This window comes from Lysobacter sp. Root667, assembly GCF_001427715.1.
Taxonomy (GTDB): Bacteria; Pseudomonadota; Gammaproteobacteria; order Xanthomonadales; family Xanthomonadaceae; genus Lysobacter.
Genome location: NZ_LMHF01000013.1, coordinates 382,758 through 403,999 on the forward strand (window position 1 = coordinate 382,758; position 21,242 = coordinate 403,999).

At 68.0% G+C, this 21,242-nt stretch carries 20 protein-coding genes and 2 tRNA genes; 8 read left to right on the plus strand and 14 right to left on the minus strand.

Annotation, left to right across the window (positions count from 1 at the left end):
- Positions 1-70 precede the first annotated feature (70 nt).
- A complete protein-coding gene (locus ASD78_RS14515) occupies positions 71-1,645 on the minus strand; it encodes an MFS transporter (protein ID WP_055906808.1) in 1,575 nt (524 codons plus the stop codon).
- Positions 1,646-1,909: 264 nt separating this feature from the next.
- Here ASD78_RS14515 and ASD78_RS14520 point away from each other — a divergent pair, with 264 nt between their 5' ends.
- Both ASD78_RS14520 and tadA read left to right on the plus strand, forming a co-directional pair.
- Complete coding sequence (locus ASD78_RS14520) at positions 1,910-2,791, plus strand: LysR family transcriptional regulator (protein ID WP_055906811.1); 882 nt, start codon at positions 1,910-1,912, stop codon at positions 2,789-2,791.
- 108 nt (positions 2,792-2,899) lie between these two features.
- Entirely contained in the window at positions 2,900-3,379 is a 480-nt protein-coding gene (gene tadA, locus ASD78_RS14525; protein ID WP_255355399.1) for a tRNA adenosine(34) deaminase TadA, read from the plus strand.
- A 338-nt stretch (positions 3,380-3,717) separates the two neighbouring features.
- On the opposite strand, the gene ASD78_RS14530 is transcribed toward tadA, so the two are convergent.
- Together ASD78_RS14530 and ASD78_RS14535 are read right to left on the minus strand one after the other, a co-directional pair.
- Entirely contained in the window at positions 3,718-4,203 is a 486-nt protein-coding gene (locus ASD78_RS14530) for a DUF2721 domain-containing protein (protein WP_055906814.1), read from the minus strand.
- Between the two features lie 69 nt (positions 4,204-4,272).
- Positions 4,273-4,758 carry a DUF2721 domain-containing protein gene (locus tag ASD78_RS14535; protein WP_055906817.1) on the minus strand — a complete coding sequence of 162 codons (486 nt, stop codon included), beginning with the start codon at positions 4,756-4,758 and terminating at the stop codon, positions 4,273-4,275.
- A gap of 77 nt (positions 4,759-4,835) precedes the next feature.
- Between ASD78_RS14535 and orn the strand changes: the two genes are divergently transcribed.
- Positions 4,836-5,402 carry an oligoribonuclease gene (gene orn, locus ASD78_RS14540; protein WP_055906820.1) on the plus strand — a complete coding sequence of 189 codons (567 nt, stop codon included), beginning with the start codon at positions 4,836-4,838 and terminating at the stop codon, positions 5,400-5,402.
- 492 nt (positions 5,403-5,894) lie between these two features.
- Here the strand turns inward: orn and ASD78_RS14545 are convergent, their stop codons facing one another.
- A complete protein-coding gene (locus tag ASD78_RS14545; RefSeq protein ID WP_056102602.1) occupies positions 5,895-6,836 on the minus strand; it encodes a mechanosensitive ion channel domain-containing protein in 942 nt (313 codons plus the stop codon).
- 4 nt (positions 6,837-6,840) lie between these two features.
- Positions 6,841-9,216: a phosphoenolpyruvate synthase gene (gene ppsA, locus ASD78_RS14550; protein WP_056102604.1), complete on the minus strand. Its 2,376-nt coding sequence runs from the start codon at positions 9,214-9,216 to the stop codon at positions 6,841-6,843.
- 134 nt (positions 9,217-9,350) lie between these two features.
- On the opposite strand from ppsA, the gene ASD78_RS14555 reads away from it, so the two are divergent.
- The 4 genes from ASD78_RS14555 to ASD78_RS14570 all read left to right on the plus strand — a co-directional run bounded on the left by ASD78_RS14555 (position 9,351) and on the right by ASD78_RS14570 (position 11,120).
- Positions 9,351-10,172 (plus strand): pyruvate, water dikinase regulatory protein, encoded by an 822-nt coding sequence (locus tag ASD78_RS14555; protein WP_055906829.1) that lies wholly within the window; start codon positions 9,351-9,353, stop codon positions 10,170-10,172.
- A 161-nt stretch (positions 10,173-10,333) separates the two neighbouring features.
- Positions 10,334-10,867 carry a DUF1249 domain-containing protein gene (locus ASD78_RS14560; protein WP_055906832.1) on the plus strand — a complete coding sequence of 178 codons (534 nt, stop codon included), beginning with the start codon at positions 10,334-10,336 and terminating at the stop codon, positions 10,865-10,867.
- Positions 10,868-10,912: 45 nt separating this feature from the next.
- Positions 10,913-10,988 (plus strand) — tRNA-Ala (locus tag ASD78_RS14565).
- A 56-nt stretch (positions 10,989-11,044) separates the two neighbouring features.
- Positions 11,045-11,120, plus strand: a tRNA-Glu gene (locus ASD78_RS14570).
- Positions 11,121-11,171: 51 nt separating this feature from the next.
- On the opposite strand, the gene ASD78_RS21585 is transcribed toward ASD78_RS14570, so the two are convergent.
- From ASD78_RS21585 to ASD78_RS14610, 9 genes are all read right to left on the minus strand, one after another.
- Entirely contained in the window at positions 11,172-11,426 is a 255-nt protein-coding gene (locus tag ASD78_RS21585; RefSeq protein ID WP_156087768.1) for a hypothetical protein, read from the minus strand.
- Between the two features lie 84 nt (positions 11,427-11,510).
- On the minus strand, positions 11,511-11,936 hold the full coding sequence (locus ASD78_RS14575) for a hypothetical protein (RefSeq protein ID WP_055907167.1): 426 nt from the start codon (positions 11,934-11,936) through the stop codon (positions 11,511-11,513).
- A 97-nt stretch (positions 11,937-12,033) separates the two neighbouring features.
- Positions 12,034-14,397, minus strand: a complete 2,364-nt coding sequence (locus tag ASD78_RS14580) for a heavy metal translocating P-type ATPase (protein ID WP_082575635.1) — start codon at positions 14,395-14,397, stop codon at positions 12,034-12,036.
- Entirely contained in the window at positions 14,394-14,792 is a 399-nt protein-coding gene (locus tag ASD78_RS14585) for a heavy metal-responsive transcriptional regulator (protein ID WP_056102608.1), read from the minus strand. The genes ASD78_RS14580 and ASD78_RS14585 overlap by 4 nt, the downstream gene beginning before the upstream one ends.
- A 113-nt stretch (positions 14,793-14,905) precedes the next feature.
- On the minus strand, positions 14,906-15,469 hold the full coding sequence (locus tag ASD78_RS21590) for a DUF411 domain-containing protein (protein ID WP_235566507.1): 564 nt from the start codon (positions 15,467-15,469) through the stop codon (positions 14,906-14,908).
- 16 nt (positions 15,470-15,485) lie between these two features.
- On the minus strand, positions 15,486-16,319 hold the full coding sequence (locus tag ASD78_RS14595) for a cytochrome c (protein WP_082575636.1): 834 nt from the start codon (positions 16,317-16,319) through the stop codon (positions 15,486-15,488).
- A 10-nt stretch (positions 16,320-16,329) separates the two neighbouring features.
- Positions 16,330-17,511 carry a copper resistance protein B gene (locus tag ASD78_RS14600; RefSeq protein ID WP_056102611.1) on the minus strand — a complete coding sequence of 394 codons (1,182 nt, stop codon included), beginning with the start codon at positions 17,509-17,511 and terminating at the stop codon, positions 16,330-16,332.
- The gene (locus ASD78_RS14605; RefSeq protein WP_056102614.1) at positions 17,508-19,364 is read right to left on the minus strand and encodes a copper resistance system multicopper oxidase; all 1,857 of its coding nucleotides are present in this window, start codon (positions 19,362-19,364) and stop codon (positions 17,508-17,510) included. The genes ASD78_RS14600 and ASD78_RS14605 overlap by 4 nt, the downstream gene beginning before the upstream one ends.
- A gap of 124 nt (positions 19,365-19,488) precedes the next feature.
- Positions 19,489-19,935 carry a CopL family metal-binding regulatory protein gene (locus ASD78_RS14610; RefSeq protein WP_056102616.1) on the minus strand — a complete coding sequence of 149 codons (447 nt, stop codon included), beginning with the start codon at positions 19,933-19,935 and terminating at the stop codon, positions 19,489-19,491.
- 226 nt (positions 19,936-20,161) lie between these two features.
- Here ASD78_RS14610 and ASD78_RS14615 point away from each other — a divergent pair, with 226 nt between their 5' ends.
- Positions 20,162-21,232 carry a DNA topoisomerase IB gene (locus ASD78_RS14615; protein WP_056102618.1) on the plus strand — a complete coding sequence of 357 codons (1,071 nt, stop codon included), beginning with the start codon at positions 20,162-20,164 and terminating at the stop codon, positions 21,230-21,232.
- Positions 21,233-21,242: the final 10 nt, after the last annotated feature.

The window sequence follows — 21,242 nt, forward strand, 5'->3', positions numbered from 1 at the left end:
GGGCCGGACGCTCCGAAGCCGGGCTGGTGCGCCATGGACGGCAACCACGCTGCCGCCGACGCAGGCGACGCTAGCGATCCACTGAAGCGCCAGCCGCACACCCCTCAGTGCAGCCCGTCGCCAAGTCGGCGCGCTTCACCGGCCCAAACACCAACAGGCTGAGCACGGCGAGCACGCAAACGCCGACGCCGCCGAACAGCATCACCCAACCGTAGCCGTGCACCAGCGCGGCTTGGCCCACCGCCTCGATCGCCGCAGACGACGACGGATCGCTAGCGCCCGCCGCCGAGGGCATATGACCGGCTGCGATCCGCTGCGCCATGGCCCGCAAGGTCGCGGCATCGACGGCGTCGGGCAGGGCCTGCCGTAGGTGGGACGCGATCCCCGCCAGCAGGATGAAGCCCATCAGCGCGATGTTGATCGCCAGCGTGATCAGGCGCGCGCTCATGTCGATGCCCGAGGCCATGCCGGCGCGGTCGCTGGACACCGCGCCGGTCGCGGTGTTGGTCACCGGCGTATTGGTCAGGCCCAGGCCGATGCCAGCGATCAAGGCGCCGGGCAGCATGCTCAGCCAGCCCGGATGTTCGACCCTGCTGCCGTAACGCATCAGCAGGAAGCCCACGCCGATCGCGAACAGCCCGCCGGGGATCACCAACCCCGGCCGATAGCGCAGCGCCAGACGCTCGGCCAGCGGCGGCACGAACAGGGTCGGCAGGGTGTAGGCGAGCAGGGCCAGCCCGGTGTCGACCGCGCCGTAGCCCAAGGCGCCCTGGAAGTAGATCGGCAGATAGATCATGAACGGCCAGAAGCTGAAGTTCATGCCGACCGAGCCGATCAGCGCGCCGGAGAACTCGCGCGACTTGAATACCGACAGGTCGAACATCGGATGCGGCGCGATCCGTTCGACGATCAGGAACGCGACGAAGGCTGCGAGCGTCGCCGCGACGATGGCGATGCCGGTCGGGCTGGCATAACCCAGCTCCGGCCCCTGGGTGATGTAGTAGGTCAGGCCCAGCACCGACAAGGACAGCGTGAGGATGCCCAACACGTCCAGCCGCTGCGCCTGCATGTCGCGCGACTCGACGATGCCGGCCAGCGCCAGCAACACGGTCAGCAGGCTCAGCGGCGCATGCGCCAGGAACACCCACTGCCAGTTCGACAGCGCCACGATCGCGCCGCCGATGATCGGGCCGAAGCCCAGGCCGATGCCGAACACGATGCCCCAGATCGCGAAGGCCTTGCTGCGCTCGGGCCCGGGCCGGAACTGATGCGAGAGCACAGCGGTCTGGCAGATCAGCATCGAGCCCGCGCTCAGCCCTTGCAGGAAGCGCGCGACGATCAACACCGGCGCGTTCTGGGCCAGGCCGCAAATCAACGACGTCAGGCCGAACAGCACCAGGCTGACGAGCAGGATGCGCCGGCGGCCGTAGCGATCGGCGAGGGTGCCGGCGGCCATCAGCACCGTGGTGCAGGCGATGGTGTAGGCGTTCATGATCCACTGCATGTCGTTGAAGTCGCCGCGCAGCAACGTTTCCAGGGTCGGCAGGATCACCGGCACGCTGGAAATCTCCAGGCCGAACATCAGGGCGGACAGCGACACCGCGGCCAGCGCGATCGCGTTCTTGCTCGTTGCGGATGAACTCATGCGGATTCTCGGTGATCGATGCGGGCACGCGACCGCGTCGCGGGTATCGCGTCGAGGCCTTCGGGACAGGGAGAGCAGTGCCGCCGGTACCGCGTCTGGCGGCCAACGGCCGTCGTGGTCTTGGCGGCGCTCGATGGGGTTGGATCGAGGTCTTCGCCGACCGGCCTAGTGAGCCGATGGGGTCATTCTCGGCTCAATACATTCATGATGGAAATGATTTAATTTTGTAGTATTGATTAATCAAGATCATAGATTGCGGCCGTCATGGACTTCGATCCGACCCTGTTGCGCGCCTTCGTCGCCGTCAAACACTGCGGCGGATTCACCCGCGCGGCGCAGCGCCTGCATCTAACCCAATCCGCCGTCAGCCATCAGATCCGCCGCCTCGAAGAACAGGTCGGCCGCCCCTTGCTGCATCGCACGACGCGCAGCCTGACCCTGACCGAGGACGGCGAGGACTTCCTGCGCTACGCCGAGCAGATTCTGGAATCGCTGGACGCGTTGAGCCGGCGCTTCCTGCCGTCTCCGGTGTCGGGCATCGTGCGCTTCGGCGTGCCCGAGAATTACATGGGCGAACGTCTGCCGACCTTGCTGTGCCAGTTCGCGCGCGGCTATCCGGCGGTGCGCATGGACGTGAGCGTCGGCATGAACTTCGATCTGCACAGCATGATCGACGCCGACGAACTGGACCTGGCGGTGGTGATTTCCGTACCCAAGCACGAGCGCGGCACCGTGCTGCGGCGCACGCGCCTGGTCTGGATCGCGGCGGACGGTTTCGAGCCGGTGCCCGGCGCCTCGCTGCCGCTGGCGTTCTATCCGCCGCCTTGCGTGTATCGGCGCGAGAGCGTGGCCGCGCTGGGCCGCAGCAGCCTGGAATGGCATGTGATCTTCACTTCGCCCAGCCACCAGGGCCTGCGCGCCGCGGTGCTGGCCGGGCTGGCGGTGACCGTGCTGACGGTGGACGACCTCGAGCCGGGCATGCGCATCGTCGACGGCCTGTACGGCCTGCCGCCGCTGCCGAACGCGGACTTCGCCCTGATCTGCGGCGCCGGCGGCAAGACCCCGGCGGCGTTGGAGTTCGGGCGTTTGATCCTGGACATGCCCGAGCCCTCGCTCGCAACGAAGCGCGTTGGCGCGAGGGCCTGAGGCTCGCTGTCATTCAGGCCGCGCGACTCCGGATGTGCGTGCATGCCGCCCTCGTGCGCGCCCGGCTCGGCTCGGGGATAATCGCGGTTTGCGGTACGGAACTCACGGGTGAGCGAGCAGGACGACATCGACGAACGCTGGATGCGCCACGCCCTGGCCCTGGCCGAGCGCGCCGAACGCGAGCACGACGAGATCCCGGTCGGCGCGGTCCTGGTGTCCGGCACGGGCGAGATCCTGGGCGAGGGCGGCAACCGCAACATCGGCGACCGCGACCCCAGCGCGCACGCCGAGATCGTGGCGATGCGCGAGGCCGGCCGCCGTCTCGACAACCACCGCCTAATCGGCACCACCCTGTACGTGACTCTTGAGCCCTGCGCGATGTGCGCAATGGCGATGGTCCACGCGCGCGTCGCGCGCGTAGTTTACGGCGCCAGCGACCCCAAGACCGGCGCCGCCGGCAGCGTGTTCGACCTGCTCGCCGACCCGCGCCACAACCACCGCGTCGAAGTGCGCGGCGGGGTGCTGGGCGAGGAAGCCGGGGCGCGGCTGACCGCGTACTTCCGCCGCAAGCGCGGCAAGACCGACTGAGGCGTTCGAGCTCGGCTTCGGGGTAGGAGCGGCGTAAGCCGCGACCACGATCCTTCGGCCGCCCGCGCGGGTCGCGGCTTACGCCGCTCCTACCCCAAGGCCCAGGGCTTCGGCCTTCTGTGGGAGCGGCGTAAGTCGCGATGGAATCCCGGTGTTAGGGGGGAATCGCGGCTTACGCCGCTCCTACCCCAAGGCTAGGGCTTCGGCCTTCTGTGGGAGCGACGTAAGTCGCGATGGAATCCCGGTGTCTGAGGGAAATCGCGGCTTATGCCGCTCCCACAGAAGGCAGGGCTGCCTTGGGTTCGGGATAGCGGCGGGCCGGCTCAGGGCCGGCTCGCTCACTCCACCGGCAGCTTGCGGCCGTCGCGGTCGAACTCGCGCTTGAGCTCGGCGTCGAGCATGGTCACGCTCATGCGCGCCTCGCGGCCGAGATTGATCGAGGCCGCCAGTACCAGCAGCACGCCCAGCATCGCCAGGCCGGTCGGCACGCCGCGCAGGCGGTAGTCGCTGAACTGGTCGATGCCGATCGACAGGCTGGTTGCCACGAACGCGCTCATTGCCGCGTACAGCAGCTGCAGACAGGTCAGGATCAGCCGGACCCGGCGCCGGTGCTGGATGATGCGCGCCTCCAGGTAGGCGCGGGCGCCGTCGTCGCTCGTGTCTTCGAGCTGCTTGAGCTGCTGGCGCATGCGGTCGACGACCCGCGCCAGGCGGTTGTTCGACGACACCAGCAGCGATGCGGTCGCGGTCAGGAAGAACGCCGGCGTGATCATCGCCGAGACCACGGCGTAGTGGCTGGTGGTCAGGTTCAGCACATCGCTCATGGGCGCGGGTTCCAGCGGCAAGGTCCCGGCGGGACGACCCGCCTATGATGCCGCCCGAGGCGTCCGCCGTCAGTCGCCGACGCGCGGGCGGCGCACGTTGGCGCGGCGGTGGCCATGGTCCATTTCCTCGTTGACCGCCTCCACCGCCAGCGACGACTCCAGCGCCAGCAGCACGCTGGCGGCGAACATCGCCAGCACGCCGCACACCGCCAGAATGGTCGGCAGCGACGCCAGACGGTAGCCCAGGTAGGCATCGCCGGCGACGGTCAGGCTGGTGCCGACGAAGAAGCTGATGGCGGTGTACAGCAGCTGGCTGCCGCGCAGGATGATCTTGCTGCGCCGCTTCTGGCGCGCGATATGGGCTTCGAGCATGCGCCGCTCTTCCTCGTCCTCGGTCTCGGCCAGCTCCTTCAGCAGCACGCGTGCGCGGTCGATCACCCGCGCCAGGCGGTTGTTGGCCGACAGCAGCAGCGACGCGGTCGCGGTCAGGAAGAACGCGGGCGCCAGCATCGCGGTCAGGATCGCGTAGTGGGCGTAAGCGGCGGTCTGCGACATCGGCCGAGGGAGCGGGAGGGGAGGTGGGCTATGATGCCCCGAACGGACGCACCACGGCGAGGACGAGACAGGGGCCTATGACTGCGAAGCACGGCAACGACCACCGATTGATCTGGATCGACCTGGAAATGACCGGGCTCGACACCGACAACGACGCCATCCTCGAAATCGCCACGGTCGTCACCGACGCCCAGCTGCAGGTGCTGGCCGAAGGGCCGGAACTCGCGATCCGCCAGCCGCTGGAACGGCTGCAGGCCATGGACGAGTGGAACCGCAACCAGCACGGCAAGTCCGGGCTGTGGCAGCGCTCGCTCGAACAGGGCGTGAGCCTGGAAGAAGCCGAGGAACGCACCCTGGTGTTCCTGGCGCAGTGGCTGGCGCCGAATACCTCGCCCATGTGCGGCAATTCGATCTGCCAGGACCGCCGCTTCCTGCACCGCCAGATGCCGCGCCTGGAGAAGTACTTCCACTACCGCAACCTCGACGTCAGCACGGTCAAGGAACTGGCGCGCCGCTGGGCCCCGGACGTGCTGGCCGGCGTCGGCAAGGACGCCAAGCACACCGCGCTCAGCGACGTGCACGACTCGATCGCCGAACTGCGCCATTACCGCGCGGCGATGGGCAAGTTGGGCGGGCTGGGCTAAGGCGACTCAGCGTCCCGCCTTGGGGTAGGAGCGGCGTAAGCCGCGACCACGCCCCTCGGCTGCCTGCGCAGGTCGCGGCTTACGCCGCTCCTACCCCAAAGCCCGCAACAGTCTTGAGCACAGGCCGAGGCCACGCGCCTTGTGTGGGGGCGACGTCAGCCGCGATTGCGAATCCTCGGCCGGTTGCGTGGGTCGCGGCTTATGCCGCTCCTACCCCAAAACCCGCAGCCGTCTTGAGCACAGGCCGAGGCCACGCGCCTTGTGTGGGGGCGACGTCAGCCGCGATTGCGAATCTTCGGCCGGTTGCGTGGGTCGCGGCTTACGCCGCTCCTACCCTAAAACCCGCAGCCGTCTTGAGCACAGGCCGGGGCCACGCGCCTTGTGTGGGGGCGGCGTGTCGGTTTGTGATGCCGCTCGTTCCGAGCTTTGGGGTAGGAGCGGCGTAAGCCGCGACCGCGCCGCTGCGATCGGCTACGCAGCCCGCGCCCGCTCTCAAGCTTTCGGCTTGACCGGCCGCACCACATCGCCATCGTCGGCGACCGAGTTCACCAGCACGTCCGACAGCGGGCGCCCATCGGCATCGTGGTGGTACACGTGCAGGTCGCGCTGCGGGTAGGGGATGCTCAGGCCGCGGCCGATGATGTCGTTGCGCACCGCCTCGTTGAGGTCGCTGCGCGTGTGCAGCACGTCGCCGGTCTTGGCCCAGACCCGCAACTCCAGATTGACGCTGCTTTCGCCCAGGCCGCTGACCAGCACCTCGGGCGCGGGTTCCTTCAACACCTTGGGATGCGCGGCGGCCGCGCCCAGCAGGGTTTCGCGCGCGGCCTGCAGGTCGTCGCCGTAGCCCACGCCGACCGCGATGTCGATGCGGCGGCGCGGATTGGCGGTGAAATTGACGATCGGCGCGGTGGTGATCAGGCTGTTGGGCAGCACCACGGTGCGGTTGTCGATGGTGCGCAGCCGGGTCTGGAACACCCGGATCTGGTCGACCGTGCCCTCGACGCCCGCGGCCTGCACGTAGTCGCCGACCCGGAACGGGCGCTGCATGATCAGCATGACGCCCGAGGCGATGTTGGACAGCGAATCCTTCAGCGCCAGGCCGATCGCCAGGCCCGCCGCGCCGAGCACCGCCAGCACCGACGCCGGCGATACCCCCAGGGTGAACAGCGCCGAGGTGGCGACCACCACGACCATGCCGGCGTAGGCGATGTTGCGCAGGAAGCCGCGCAGGGTGGCTTCCATGTGACCACGCGCCATGGCCCGGTCGAGCGCGTTGGACAGGCGCTTGGCGATCCATATCCCGATCAGCAGGACCAGCAGCGCGCCGAGCAGCTTGAGCCCGGCGGTCTGGGCCATGCCCATCCAATCGATGCCCTTGAGCTCGGCCAGCGAGACCGGGGCCTCGACCTGCGGCGGCGGGACTTTCGCCGTCACCGGCTCAGCCCGCCTTGGCCTTCGCCAGGCGCAGCCAGGTATCGACCACGGTATCGGGGTTCAGCGACACCGACTCGATGCCCTGTTCCATCAGCCACACCGCCAGGTCCGGGTGATCGCTGGGACCCTGGCCGCAGATGCCGACGTACTTGCCCTTGGCGCGAGCGGCCGAAATCGCCATCGCCAGCAGCTTCTTCACCGCCGGATCGCGCTCGTCGAACAGCTTGGCGACGATCGCCGAATCGCGATCCAGGCCCAGGGTCAGCTGGGTCAGGTCGTTGGAGCCGATCGAGAAGCCGTCGAAGATCTCCAGGAACTCGTCGGCCAGCAGCGCGTTCGACGGCACTTCGCACATCATGATGATCTGCAAGCCGTTCTCGCCCTTGCGCAGGCCGTTCTGCTCCAGCACCTCGACCACGCGCCGGCCCTCGTCGAGCGTGCGCACGAACGGGATCATGACCCAGCAGTTGGTCAGGCCCATCTGCTCGCGCACCTTCAGCACCGCCTGGCATTCCAGGGCGAAGGCGTCGGCGAAGCTCGGATCGACGTAACGGCTGGCGCCGCGGAAGCCGATCATCGGATTCTCTTCGTGCGGCTCGTAGCGCGAGCCGCCGATCAGGTTGGCGTATTCGTTGGACTTGAAGTCCGACAGACGCACGATCACCGGATGCGGCGCGAACGAGGCGGTGATCGTGGCGATGCCCTCGGCCAGGCGGTCGACGTAGAACTGCACCGGGTCGTCGCCGTAGCCGGCGATCTTTTCGTCGATCTTGGCCTTGGTCGCCGCGTCCTGCTGGGCGTATTCCAGCAGCGCCTTGGGATGGATGCCGATGTGGCTGGCGATGATCATTTCCAGGCGCGCCAGGCCGACGCCGGCGTTGGGCAGCATCGCGAAATCGAACGCGCGCTCAGGGTTGGCGACGTTCATCATCACCTTCAGCGGCGCCGGCGGCATCTTGTCCAGGTCGGCGACGTGGCGCTCGAAGGGCAGGGCGCCGTCGTAGATGAAGCCGGTGTCGCCCTCGGCGCAGCTGACCGTGATGGTCTCGCCGTCCTTGATCGTCTCCAGCGCGTTACCGGTACCGACCACGGCCGGCACGCCCAGCTCGCGGGCGATGATCGCCGCGTGGCAGGTGCGGCCGCCGCGATTGGTCACGATCGCGGCCGAACGCTTCATCACCGGCTCCCAATCGGGATCGGTCATGTCGGCGACCAGCACGTCGCCGGGCTGCACCCGGGCCATGTCGTCCAGGCTGCGCACCACGCGCGCCACGCCGCTGCCGATCTTCTGGCCGATGGCGCGGCCTTCGGCGACCACCGGGCCGCGGGCGCCGAGCTGGTAGCGCTCGATCTGGGTCGCCTTGGCGCGCGATTTCACCGTTTCCGGGCGCGCCTGGACGATGAACAGCTTGCCGCTGACACCGTCCTTGGCCCACTCGATGTCCATCGGGCGGCCGTAATGCTGTTCGATCACCAGCGCCTGCTTGGCCAGCTCGTGCACGTCGGCGTCGTCGATCGAGAAGCGGTTGCGCAGCTCGGCCGGGGTGTCCTCGGTGCGCACGCGCTCGCCGGGCTGGTCGGAATAGACCATGCGCAGCTGCTTGGCGCCGATCGAGCGGCGCAGGATCGCCGGCTTGCCCTGCTGCAGGGTGGGCTTGTAGACGTAGAACTCGTCCGGATTGACCGCGCCCTGGACCACCATCTCGCCCAGGCCGTAGCTGGAGGTGATGAAGACCACGTCGCGGAAGCCGGACTCGGTGTCCAAGGTGAACAGCACGCCGGAGGAACCGACGTTGGAGCGCACCATCAGCTGCACGCCGGCGGACAGGAACACGTCCTCGTGCTTGAAGCCGTGGTGGACGCGGTAGGCGATGGCGCGGTCGTTGTAGAGGCTGGCGAAGACCTCCTTGACCTTGTGGACCACGTCGTCTTCGCCGGTCACGTTCAGGAAAGTCTCCTGCTGGCCGGCGAAGGAAGCATCGGGCAGGTCCTCGGCGGTGGCCGAAGAGCGCACCGCGACCGCGACGTCGCCGCCGCCGTTCTCGGCGCAGAGCTGGCGGTAGGCGGTACGGATGTCCTGGTCCAGGGCCGGCTGCAGCGGCGCATCGATGACCCAGCCGCGGATCTCGCCGCCGGCCGCGGTCAGGGCCGGCACGTCCTCCACGTCCAGCGTGGCCAGGCGGTCGAAAATGCGCTGGTGCAGGTCGTTATGGGCGATGAAGTCCTTGAACGCCTCGGCCGTGGTGGCGTAGCCGCCCGGGACCGAGACCCCGAGGTTGGCCAGGTTGCCGATCATCTCGCCGAGCGAGGAGTTCTTGCCGCCTACGCGGGCCAGATCGTTGAGGCGCAGCGCGTGCAGCCAGAGGATGTTCTCGTTCAAGGCACACAGTCTCCGAGGGGGGAAGGCCGCGTCCGGACGCGGCCAAGCGGCTATGATCGCCGCTGCGTCGGGTGCATACAAGCTTGATCCGACGGGCTTTTTCGTATTGGAACGCGATTTTGGAGGAGTGGGCGATGGCAGGAACACGGCCGGTTTTCTACGTTTCGGACGGCACCGGCATCACCGCCGAGACCATAGGCCATAGCCTGCTGACCCAATTCACCGAGACCCGCTTCGTCACCGACCGCATCCCGTTCGTGGGCAGCGTCGAGCGCGCGCGCGAAGTCGGGGCCAGGATCCGCGAGGCCGCCCTGGCCCACGGGGTGCGCCCGATCGTCATCAATTCCTGCATGGACAGCGACGTAGGCGCGGCCCTGGCCGAGAGCGGGGCGCTGATGCTGGACGTGTTCGCGCCCTTCATCGAGCCCCTGGAGCGCGAGCTGGAGGAGACCCGTCAGCGCCGCATCGGTCAGGCCCACGGCATCGCCGATTTCGACACCTACCACCGCCGCATTAACGCGATGAATTTCGCCCTGACCCACGACGACGGCCAGAGCATCGATTACGCCGAAGCCGATCTGATCCTGGTCGCGGTGTCGCGCGCCGGCAAAACGCCGACCTGCGTTTACCTGGCGTTGCACTACGGCGTCCGCGCGGCGAACTATCCGCTGACCGAGGAAGACCTCGAACACGACCGTTTGCCGCCGCGCCTGCGCCCTTACCGCAGCAAGCTGTTCGGACTGACCATCGACCCGGTGCGGCTGCAGCAGATCCGCCAGGAACGCCGCCCCAACTCGCGCTACGCCCAGTTCGACACCTGCAAGCGCGAAGTCGCCGCGGCCGAAACCATGTTCCGCGCCGAGCGCATCCCGACCCTGAGCACGACCCATACCTCGATCGAGGAAATCTCGAGCAAGGTGCTGACGACGTTGGGCCTGAACCGCGAGATGTTCTGAAGGCCGGATCGTGGAGGCCCGATGGGGCAGGCCCGGCAACCGGCGCTGCGAAAGCGGTTTCGGTGCGCTGCCCATGGTGTGGCAGGAACCCTTAACTTAGGCCTCTAATGCAGCATCGTCAACGCTGCCGCGAAGCGGTTTGCGCGTGTAGGATCGGCCGCATGACATCGCTCGTCGCCCGCACCGCACGCATCCCGCGACTGACCCGTTTCGGTTGGTTGATGGGCCTCTACGCGGAGAACCACCGCCGCCTCACGCGCCTGTTCGCGCCTGCCGATCTGGCCGCCGGTACCTACCTGTCCTCGATAGGGGACGGCCTGGACCTGCAATTGGACGTGATCGAACAGCATCGCTACACCACCGAGCTGCGCATGACCTACGCGCTGCTGGACCCGCTCACCGGCGAGCCCGACCCCTCGGCCTGGCTGCGCCTGTACAACGACGCCCACCAGCTCGAAGCCACGCATTGCTATGTCGGCCGGCGCTGGCAGGACGTGATCGGCATGTATCCGCCCCCGGCGGAACTGATCGGCCACCGCATGCGCATGAACACTTTTTTAGGAAAGTGGCTCGAGTATCTAGCCGAACGTGGTCATGGCATGGCAACATTGCGCCCGGTCGAGATTCGGCCGCCGGGAACACCCCTCAACGCAGGGCCTGGCGGGGCGGCAAAAAATTTAGCGATGAACGCTTGACGACATCGCTGAACGCCAGCTAGAATTTTCGTCTTTCCAGCACGTGGGGCCATAGCTCAGCTGGGAGAGCGCTACAATGGCATTGTAGAGGTCGCCGGTTCGATCCCGGCTGGCTCCACCACTCTTCGAACACTGTGAAAGGGTTTCGACGAGTTAGCTGCAAGAACAATCAGTTTTGTCCCCATCGTCTAGAGGCCTAGGACATTACCCTTTCACGGTAGCGACCGGGGTTCGAATCCCCGTGGGGACGCCAAGTAAAAAAAGAATCAGGGCTCGGGAAACCGGGCCCTGATTCTTTTTGCGTCTAAGTTTCTCTGCGCGTTCGAAATTCATGGCAAACGCTAGATGACGAACTCGCGCCGCGAATACGCGGCTCTAGCGCGCGCATACGCCGCCGCCACGCATCGAACCTGGAAACGCGCGCGAGCGCAGCGGCATCTTTTTTGGCGTCCTCGATCGCGGCGACGGCATCGCCGATCACAGCGCGCAAGTCGGGCATCTGCTCGGCATGCAAGCCGTCATGCGGACTTCCGCCGACCAAGCGGGAAAGATGGATCAACGCGTTCAATTCGCTGAAGGCCAGCGCCAGGCTGGTGGCGAAGAATCAAGGCAGCACGTCCGCGTGCTCGGACAGGCGACGCCCTCAATGCACCGCTTCGTTGCCGCCGCTCTGCGATTCCAGCGGCGGGCGCTGGCCTTCGGCGAGTTCCTTCTCGAACTCGGCTTCGAACTGCTCGAAGCTCAGGCCGCGGTCGGCCGCTTCCTGCGCGGCGGCGGCGCTCAGGGCGGGCGAGAATTTCAGTTGCACGGTTTCGCCTGTGCGCTCGTGCAGGGCGGCGGCGCGCTTGAGCATGATCAGCACCTTGGCAGCGCTGTCGGAACCGCCGACGATGCGGCCGCCCAGGCCCAGGGTCCATTCACCGTCGCGGCGCACGATGCCGCCGAGCAGCTGGCCGCTGCTGTCGCGCATCTCGGCGTGCGGCTCGATCGCCGGCGGGGCAGGAGCGTTCGCGGCCTTGGCGGCCTTGCGCTTCTTGGCATCGCGGCGGGCTTTGGAATGGATCGACATGGGACTTCCTTCGGCCACCTGCGGACCGTCTCCCGAGATCATAGCCCGACCCGCAAGGCATCGCGCCCCGCCGTTCAGGACGGGGCGCGGCCCACGTTCAGTCGATCCGCGCCGAGTTCAGCCGCAGCGCATTGGCCACCACCGACACCGAGCTCAGGCTCATCGCCAGCGCCGCGATCATCGGGCTCAGCAGTGCGCCGGTCAGCGGGTACAGCACGCCGGCGGCGATCGGCACGCCCAGGGCGTTGTAGAGGAACGCGAAGGCCAGGTTCTGCTTCATGTTGGCCACCGTCGCGGACGAGATCGCACGCGCACGCACGATGCCGTTCAGATCGCCCTTGACCAGGGTGACCTGGGCGCTGGCCATGGCCACGTCGGTGCCGGTGCCCATGGCGATGCCGACATCGGCGCCGGCCAGGGCGGGGGCGTCGTTGATGCCGTCGCCGGCCATCGCCACGCGCCGGCCCTGCGCGCGCAGCCGCTCGATCAACGCGGCCTTGTCCTGCGGACGCATTTCGCCGTGCACGCCGTCCAGACCGAGCCTGCGGCCGACCGCGTGCGCGGTGGTCGCGGCGTCGCCGCTGGCCATCAGCACCTTCAAGCCGGTCGTCTGCAGGGAGCGGATCGCCGCCGCGGTGGTCGGCTTGATTGGATCGGCGACCGCGAGCACGCCCGCAATACGTCCGTCGACGGCGAGGAACATCGCGCTCGCGCCGTCTTGCCGCAGGGATTCGGCGTGTCCGGCAAACGTGCCGAGTTCGGCGCCGTCCTCGGCCATCAACGCGGCATTGCCCAAGGCGAGCGCATGGCCGCCGACGCGGCCGCGCACGCCCAAGCCGGTGACGGAATCGAAGTCCTGCGCGGATTCCAGCGCCAGACTGCGTTCGCGCGCCGCCGCGACCAGGGCCGCGGCCAGCGGATGTTCGCTGCCTTGGTCCAGGCTGGCGGCCAGGCGTAGCACCTCATCGGGCGTGTAGCCGTCGGCGGCGATCGCCTCGCGGAACGCCGGGCGGCCTTCGGTGAGGGTGCCGGTCTTGTCGACGATCAGGGTATCGATCTCGCGCAGGCGCTCGATCGCTTCGGCGTCGCGGAACAATACGCCGGCCTCGGCCGCGCGGCCGCTGGCGACCATGATCGACATCGGCGTGGCCAGGCCCAGTGCGCACGGACAGGCGATGATCAGTACCGCGACCGCGTTGAGCACGCCGTAGGTCCACGAGGGTTCCGGGCCGAACAGGCCCCAGCCCACCAGGGTCGCTACGGCGATGCCGAGCACGCCGAGCACGAACCAGAACGCGACCCGGTCGGCCATGCGCTGCATCGGCGCGCGCGACCGCTGCGCCTGCGCGACCAGTTGCACGATCTGCGACAGCACGGTGTCGGCGCCGACCCGCGAGGCGCGCATCACCAGGCTGCCGGTGCCGTTGAGGGTCGCACCGATGAGGGTATCGCCGACGCTCTTGGCGACCGGGATGGGCTCGCCGGTCAGCATCGATTCGTCGACGCTGGAGCGGCCGTCCACGACCTCGCCGTCGACCGGCACCTTCTCTCCGGGACGCACGCGCAAACGGTCGCCGACCTGCACCTGCGCCAAGGGCACGTCTTCTTCGCCGCCGTCGTCGCGCAGGCGGCGCGCATGGTCGGGCGCCAGGCCGAGCAAGCGCTTGATCGCCGCCGAGGTCTTGGAGCGCGCGCGCAGTTCCAGCAACTGGCCGAGCAAGGTCAGCGACACGATCACCGCCGCCGCCTCGAAGTAGACGCCGACGCGTCCGTGTTCGCGGAACGAGGCCGGGAACACCTGCGGCGCGATCGTCGCCACTACGCTGTAACCGAAGGCCGCGGCCACGCCGATGCCGATCAGGGTCCACATGTTCGGACTGCGGTTGCGGATCGAGGCCAGGCAGCGCTCGAAGAACGGCCAGCCGGCCCAGAGCACGACCGGCGCGCTCAAGGCGAACTCCAGCCAGGTGCGCGCGGTGGCAGACAACGACGGCCAGTTATGGCCGAACATCGCCAGGACCAGGGTTGCCAGGCTCAGCGGCAAGGTCCAGGCGAAGCGGCGGCCGAAGTCGCGCAACTCCGGATTCTCGTCCTCCTCCAGGCTTGGCATCTCCGGTTCCAGCGCCATGCCGCAGATCGGGCAGGTGCCGGGGCCGACCTGACGCACTTGCGGGTGCATGGGGCAGGTGTAGACCGTGCCCGCAGGCGCTGCGACCGGTTCGGCGGCGGAGGGCGAAAGGTACTTGGCTGGATCGGCGATGAACTTGCTGCGGCAACCGGCCGAACAAAAGGCGTAATCGTGGCCTTCGTGCTGAGCGTGATGCGGCGTCTTGGCCGGATCGACGTGCATGCCGCAGACCCGGTCGATCACGGTCGAGGCGCTCGCATCGGCGGTTTTGTTCGCGCAGCACGAGTGCGCGGGCGGGTGCGCGTGGTCGTGCCCGTGGTGGCCGTGATTCATGCGTCCTCCTGCGCCAGCGCGGCGAGGATCGGGCAGCTATCCAGAGTGCCGTGTCCGGGACAGGCCTCGATCAGTTCGCGCAGGCCGTCGCGGATGCGGGTGAGTTCGGTCAGCTTGCCTTCGACATCGGCGAGCTTCTCGCTCGCGGTCGCTTTGAGGTTGCCCATGTCGTCGTCGCGACGCGAGGACAATTCGAGCAGGTCGCGAATCTCGACCAGGGTGAAGCCCAGCGCCTTGGCGCGGCGCAGGAAGCGCAGACGCTCGACGTCGCGCTGGCTGTAGGCGCGGTAGCCCGAGGGCTGGCGTTCGGGCGGCGGCAGGATGCCGTTGCGTTCGTAGTAGCGCACGGTGTCGATGGGGACGCCGGCGCGCTTGGCCAATAGACCGATCTGCATGGCATGCAATCCGTATCGGAGTGGAGTTGGAGCCAGTGTCCGGGCTGGACCAAGGTCCAGAGTCAAGCCCTGATCCGGCGGCGAGGGCGGCCGCCGCCGGATCCGGTTCACGATCAATGCCGCGCGTAGACCGCGCTCTTGCCGTCGTCGCCGACCAGCTCGACCGCATAGGCCTGGACGCTGCCGTCGGGCATCTCCATGCCGGGCGAACCGGCCGGCATGCCCGGCACGACCAAACCGCGTGCCTTGGGTTTCTCCTTCAGTAAACGCCGGATGTCGGCGGCGGGAACATGGCCTTCGACGAAGTAGCCGCCGACCTCGGCGGTGTGGCAAGAGCCCTTGCCGTAGGGCACGCCCAGGCGTTGCTTGATCGGATGCAGATCGTCGCGATCGCGCACTTCGACCTGGAATCCCGCTGCGCGCGCGTGTTCGACCCAGACGCTGCAGCAGCCGCAGGTGGGACTCTTGTGGACCACCATCTTCGGCAGCGCCGGATTCGGGGCTGCGTGCTGCTCGTGTTGATCGTGCGCGGACGCAGCGACGGCAGGCGTTTCGGTCGCGGCCGCGCCGGCCGTAGCCGCCGCCGCGGTGGACGCAGGTGCGGCGGCGCCGCTGCAGGCGCTGGCAACGAATGCGATGGCGAACGCGACAGCGAACCCGGGCATGGCGGGTTTCATGCGGCGTCCTCGAAGGTCAATGCGAGTGTTCATGCGCGTCGTGCTCCTCGGCTGCCGGTTCGGGCGGAGCCGCCGCCGGTTTGGCGGGCTGGACTGCCTGCGCCTGTTTGGGCGCCGCATGCTCATGCGATTTGCCATCGGCGTGACGATGACCGGTGGGTGCAGGAGCTTCGGCCTCGGCTTTGTTTTTTAGCGGCGATCCGGCTGCGTCTTCCTGCATGCCGTCCTCATGATTCCCATGGCCGCCGTCGTCGTGCCCGTGCGCCGCCGGGTCGCCATGGCGATCGGCCGCGCCCTCGGGCATGGTCTCGCCGCCGCCGTGCGAATGTCCGCCGCTTTCGGCGACCAGGGCGCGGTACTTGGCCTCGTCCATGGACGGCAAGGCCTGCAGCAGGGCCGCCATGTTCCAGATGTAGTCGTCGCCCATGCTGTGGCCCCAGGCCGGCATGCCCGAGGCTTTGATGCCGTGCTTGATCGTCCAGAACGCCCGCGCGGGATCGTCCGGCGTCTGCTTGCTGAAGTCGGGCGGGGCAGGGTAGAGGCCGCGGCTGAGTTCGGTGGCCTGCATGCCGGGCGCCAGATGACAGCCGGAACACATGGCCTGGTAGTTGCCGGCACCCTGGCGGATGCGTTCGGCGCTGGCCAAATCCGGGGGCGGTTGCAGTTCTTTGGCCCGCGCCGCGATCGAGCGTTCGCGCACCGTATCCAGCACCGCGTACACGGGTCGGGTGTGCGGCGCATCCGCGCCGACGTCGTAGACGCCGGCCCAGACGAAACCGCCCGCCGCCGCGGCCAGTGCGGTAGCGGCGATGGCGATGGCCAGCGAGGTCTTTCGTGTCTTGATCGTCATGGTCGTTTCCTTAGAACCACACCCGGACGCCGGCGACGACGCGGGTATCCTGGGTCGATTCGCCTTCGTCGCGACGCAGATCGGCGGTGTTGCCGAACGCGCGCTCGTGGACCACGCCGACGTAGGGCGCGAAGCGACGGCTGAACTCGTAGCGCAGCCGCAGCCCGGCCTCGAGCGTGCTCAAGCCCGAACCCACGCCGCGCTGTCGATCCTGGCTGCCGTTGAATTCGAGTTCGACGAGCGGCTGCAGGATCAAGCGATTGGTCAGCAGCACGTCGTACTCAGCTTCGAAATTGGCCGCGACGCGTCCGGACGCGCCGACGTAGGCGGTGGCCTGGACCTCGAACTTGTACGGCGACAGGCCTTGCAGGCCGACCGCGAGCCAATCCTGAGAGCGCCCCGGTTTGAAGTCGTGCTTGGCGCCGACCACCACGTCCCACCAGGGCGTGATGCTGCGGCCGTAGAGCGCTTCCAGGTTCGCCGACTCGGTGACGCCGCCTTCGCGTTCGCCTTCGCTGCGCAACCACAAACGATTGAGATCGCTGCCGAACCAGGCCGTGGCCTCCCAGGCCTCGCCGCGGCCATGATCGGCGTCACCGGCTTCGAGACGGTCGAACAGCACGTAGCTGTTGAATTCGCGCGCGTGTTCCATGTGCTTGCGCAAGGGCGGAAACGCGGCGGCGCGGTCGGCATCGGTGATCGGCGGAATCGGCTCTCGTGGAATCGGCTCTCGTGGAATCGGCTCCAGCGGAGTTTCGCTCGCGGCGGGCGCGTGCCCCATGGCGGCGTGGTCCATCTTCGAATGGTCCATGCCCGGGTGTTCGCCGCTGTCTTTGGGCGCGGCGTCGTGACCCATCGCTGCGTGGTCCATCTTCGAATGGTCCATGCCTTCGTGTTCGCCGCTGTCCTTGGGCTCGGCGTCGTGCCCCATCGCGGCATGGTCCATCTTCGAATGGTCCATGCCCGCGTGCTCGTCGCCGTCCTTGGGCGCGGCGTCGTGGCCCATCGCCGCATGGTCCATCTTGGAAGGATCCGCGACCGGTTCGGATGCCTTAGGCGTCGTACGCGGTTTCGGTTCGGGCTTGGCCTGCGCGGCGTGTCCGCCATGGTGCTGCGCTTGCGCGGCGCCGGCGAAGGCGAGCGTCAATGCGGCGGCGAGCGCGGCGCGGCGGGGGAAGAGGAGGGCGCTCATTCTTCGACCCTCACTTCGCGCATCATGCCCGCTTCCATGTGATAGAGCAGATGGCAGTGGTAGGCCCAGCGGCCGAGCGCGTCGGCGCGCACGCGGTAGCTACGGCGCGTACCCGGCGGCATGTCGATGGTGTGCTTGCGGACCTGAAACTCGCCGTGCTCGTCCTCCAGGTCGCTCCACAAACCGTGCAGATGGATCGGATGGGTCATCATGGTGTCGTTGACCAGGGTGATGCGCATGCGCTCGCCGTAGTTCAAGCGCAGCGGCTCGGCGTCCATGAACTTCTGGCCGTTGAACGACCAGGCGAATTTCTCCATGTGGCCGGTCAGGTGCAGTTCTATCGTGCGGCTGGGATCGCGGCCGTCGGGGTCCTCGAACAAGCTCTTGAGGTCGGCGTAGCGCAGCACGCGACGGCCGTTGTCGCGCAGGCCGATGCCCGGATCGTCCAGCCGCGGCGTACTGCTCATCGACTGCATATCGATCAGCGGATTGCTGGTTTCGCTGGCCGGATGCGCCGCGCCGTCGCCGTGGTTCATGCCCGCCATGCCTTGAGCGGAATGGTCCATGCCCGCCATCGATGGCGCGCCGCCGGCCATGCCCATGCTGGCGCCGCAACTGCCTTCGGGCATCGTCTTCTTGGGCGTGCCGCCGCTTCCTTGGTTCATCCCGCCGTGGTCCATACCAGCGTGATCCATGCCGCCGTGGCCCATGTCGTCCATGGTCAGGATGACGCGCGGATCGGGCGCGGGTACCGGCGCGGACAGGCCCTCGCGTACCGCGAGCGTGCCGCGCGCATAGCCGGTGCGGCCCATATCCTGGGCGAAGATCGTGTACGCGTCCTGGCCTGAGGGTTCGACGATCACGTCGAAGGTCTCGGCCACCGCGATCCGGAACTCGTCCACGCTGACCGGGTGGATGTACTGGCCGTCGGCGGCGACCACGGTCATCTTCAGCCCCGGGATGCGCACATCGAAGTAGCTCATCGCCGAGCCGTTGATGAAGCGCAGCAGCACTTTCTCGCCGGAACGGAACAGGCCGGTCCAGTTGCCCGCCGGTGCCGCGCCGTTGAGCAGGTAGGTGTAGGTGTGGGCGTTGATGTCCGACAGGTCGGTCGGGGTCATGCGCATCCGGCCCCACTGGCCGCGATCGCGCAGCGTCGCCGCAAGCCCGTGCTCGCGCGCATCGCGGGCGAAGTCGCCGACGGTGCGCTTGTAGGTGTTGTCGTAGTCCGACATCTTCTTCATGCGCCGGAACAGCGCGGCCGGATCCAGGTCGGTCCAGTCCGACAGCAGCACCACGTGCTCGCGGTCGTAGCGGAACGGCGGCGGTTGCAGCGGATCGATCACGATCGCGCCGTACAGCCCGGCCTGCTCCTGGAACATCGAATGGCTGTGGTACCAGTAGGTGCCGGACTGGTGCAGCTGGAAGCGGTAGACGAAGGTTTCGCCCGGCGGGATGCCGTCGAAGCTCAAGCCCGGCACACCGTCCATGTTGGCCGGCAGCAAGATGCCGTGCCAGTGGATGGAACTGGTGTCGCGCAAGCGGTTGGCGACGCGCAAGGTCACCGTGTCGCCTTCGCGCCAGCGCAGGATCGGCGCCGGCAGCGAGCCGTTGACGGTGATCGCCGGACGCACGCGTCCGGTGAAGTTGACCGGCGCCGCATCGATGGCGAGGTCGAAATCGCGGCCGCTGAGCTCGCGTGCGGCGGTGGCCAGTGCGGTGCCCGCGAACGCGGGCGAGCGCCACAGGCCCAGGCCCGCGGCGACGCCGCCTACGGCCAGGCCGGTGACGAAACGCCGGCGCGTAGGCTCGGCCAGGGTATCCGGCCGTCGGCCGGAGAAATCGGAAGACATCGTCGAACTCCACAAGAATCGGAAACGCCAGCGCGCGATGCGACCGACGACACGAGGTCCCTGGCGGACGTTGGCGCCGCACGGAACCCGCTAAAGCCCACCGCAGGCGCGGTGCGCAGGACGATCAAGCGATGGGAGGTCGAATCGGGGAGTGCAGGGCCGGCGCGTCGTGATCGACGGGCATCGGCTGGGCGATCATGGCGTGACCGATATGCGCGCCGCCCAGGGCGAAGGCGATCGCGGTCGCCGGCGCGGGCTGCAGGCAGGAACAGGTGCAGGTCGGCGACTTGCAGCAGTCCGGCGATGTGGCATCGGGCGCGTGGCCGCTGTGGCCGGCAGGCATCGACGCGCCGTCGTGATCCATGCCCGCCATATGCATGCCATCGTGGGCCATGCCGTCGTGAGTCATGCCGCTATCGGTCATGCCGTCGTGGCAGGACGTCTGCGCGATGGCCGCGGCTCCCATCGTCGCCGACAGGTGGCTCAACTGCATTTGCGTGGACGCAACCGCGTACGCCGATCCATTGAGGATCAGGCCGACGCAGAGCAGCAGGCGCAGTAGGATCGACATCACCGCATTACTTTACCGCTAAGCGCGCCGGCTTGTCGTCAAAATTGCGTGTAAGCCACGGCGCTGGAGTCTGAACCATGGTTCAGGCTCTAGCCCGGTTGGAGGCGGCTCGGGCGTCGATTCGGCTGCGTTGACGCATCGACGACGCCCCTGTCTTTATCTGTCGGGCATGAGAAGACTAGCGCGGACAGCCGATTCGCCGGCGACCGCTCCCAGCCCCGGATCTTTGCGCGATGCGGCCGCGGCCGGCCTGCGCTACGTCAGCGACAGCGATCCGGGCATCGCGCGCCTGCGCTCGGGGCGGGGTTTCCGGTATCGCGATGCACAGGGCCGGGCCGTGCGCGATGCTGCCACGCTGGAGCGCATCCGCGCGCTCGCGGTGCCGCCGGCCTACACCGACGTGTGGATCTGCGCTCATCCCTACGGTCATCTGCAGGCGACCGGGCGCGACGCCCGCGGCCGCAAGCAGTACCGCTACCATGCCGCCTGGCGGCATGCGCGCGACCACGGCAAGTTCGACCGCATCGTCGACTTCGGCGCGGCGCTGACGCGACTGCGCAGGCGCCTGCGTGCCGACTTGAAGCAGGGCGGCCTCCCGCGCAGCAAGGTGCTGGCGATCGTTGTGGCCCTGATGTCCGAGACCTTGCTGCGCGTGGGTAACGACGCCTATGCGCGCAGCAACGGTACGTTCGGCCTGACCACGCTGCGCAATCGCCACCTGGACTTCCTGCGCGAGGGGCGTGCACGCCTGCATTTCCGGGGCAAAGGCGGCCAGCAGCACGACATCGCGATCGACGACGCCGCGCTGGTGCGGCAACTCCGGCGTTGCCAGCAACTGCCGGGCCAGCTCCTGTTCCAGTACCGCGACGACGACGGCGCGATACAGCCGGTGGACTCGGACACCATCAATGCCTACTTGCGCGAGGCCATGGACGGCGAGTTCAGCGCCAAGGATTTCCGCACTTGGGGCGGCACGCTGGCAGCCTTCAAATGTTTGGCCCTGTTGCCGTTGCCCGAGGGTAGGGCAGGTCGAGCGCCCAGCGAACGCGCCCTGGCTCAGGTCGAGAAAGCCGTGGTGGGCGAGGTCGCGCAATTGCTGCGCAACACACCGGCGGTCTGCCGCAAGTCCTACATCGACCCGGCGGTGTTTTCGGGTTGGCGCGAGCAGGCCCTGGCGCGCTACGCCGCCCAGGCACGCGGCGAACGTCAATGGGAGCAGGCCACGCTGCGATTCCTGAAGCGCATGCACGGCCGCAGGCAAAAGGCCGGACGCGCGGACAGTGCGGCGGCTTCCTAGTGCCGAGCTC

Excerpts from the sequence above, each read along its gene's own strand:
- ASD78_RS14515 (WP_055906808.1), bottom strand. The coding sequence starts at position 1,645 with ATGAGTTCATCCGCAACGAGCAAGAACGCGATCGCGCTGGCCGCGGTG.
- ASD78_RS14520 (WP_055906811.1), top strand. The coding sequence starts at position 1,910 with ATGGACTTCGATCCGACCCTGTTGCGCGCCTTCGTCGCCGTCAAACAC.
- ASD78_RS14530 (WP_055906814.1), bottom strand. The coding sequence starts at position 4,203 with ATGAGCGATGTGCTGAACCTGACCACCAGCCACTACGCCGTGGTCTCG.
- ASD78_RS14535 (WP_055906817.1), bottom strand. The coding sequence starts at position 4,758 with ATGTCGCAGACCGCCGCTTACGCCCACTACGCGATCCTGACCGCGATG.
- orn (WP_055906820.1), top strand. The coding sequence starts at position 4,836 with ATGACTGCGAAGCACGGCAACGACCACCGATTGATCTGGATCGACCTG.
- ASD78_RS14555 (WP_055906829.1), top strand. The coding sequence starts at position 9,351 with ATGGCAGGAACACGGCCGGTTTTCTACGTTTCGGACGGCACCGGCATC.
- ASD78_RS14560 (WP_055906832.1), top strand. The coding sequence starts at position 10,334 with ATGACATCGCTCGTCGCCCGCACCGCACGCATCCCGCGACTGACCCGT.
- ASD78_RS14575 (WP_055907167.1), bottom strand. The coding sequence starts at position 11,936 with ATGTCGATCCATTCCAAAGCCCGCCGCGATGCCAAGAAGCGCAAGGCC.
- ASD78_RS14580 (WP_082575635.1), bottom strand. The coding sequence starts at position 14,397 with ATGAATCACGGCCACCACGGGCACGACCACGCGCACCCGCCCGCGCAC.
- ASD78_RS14585 (WP_056102608.1), bottom strand. The coding sequence starts at position 14,792 with ATGCAGATCGGTCTATTGGCCAAGCGCGCCGGCGTCCCCATCGACACC.
- ASD78_RS21590 (WP_235566507.1), bottom strand. The coding sequence starts at position 15,469 with ATGAAACCCGCCATGCCCGGGTTCGCTGTCGCGTTCGCCATCGCATTC.
- ASD78_RS14595 (WP_082575636.1), bottom strand. The coding sequence starts at position 16,319 with ATGACGATCAAGACACGAAAGACCTCGCTGGCCATCGCCATCGCCGCT.
- ASD78_RS14600 (WP_056102611.1), bottom strand. The coding sequence starts at position 17,511 with ATGAGCGCCCTCCTCTTCCCCCGCCGCGCCGCGCTCGCCGCCGCATTG.
- ASD78_RS14605 (WP_056102614.1), bottom strand. The coding sequence starts at position 19,364 with ATGTCTTCCGATTTCTCCGGCCGACGGCCGGATACCCTGGCCGAGCCT.
- ASD78_RS14610 (WP_056102616.1), bottom strand. The coding sequence starts at position 19,935 with ATGTCGATCCTACTGCGCCTGCTGCTCTGCGTCGGCCTGATCCTCAAT.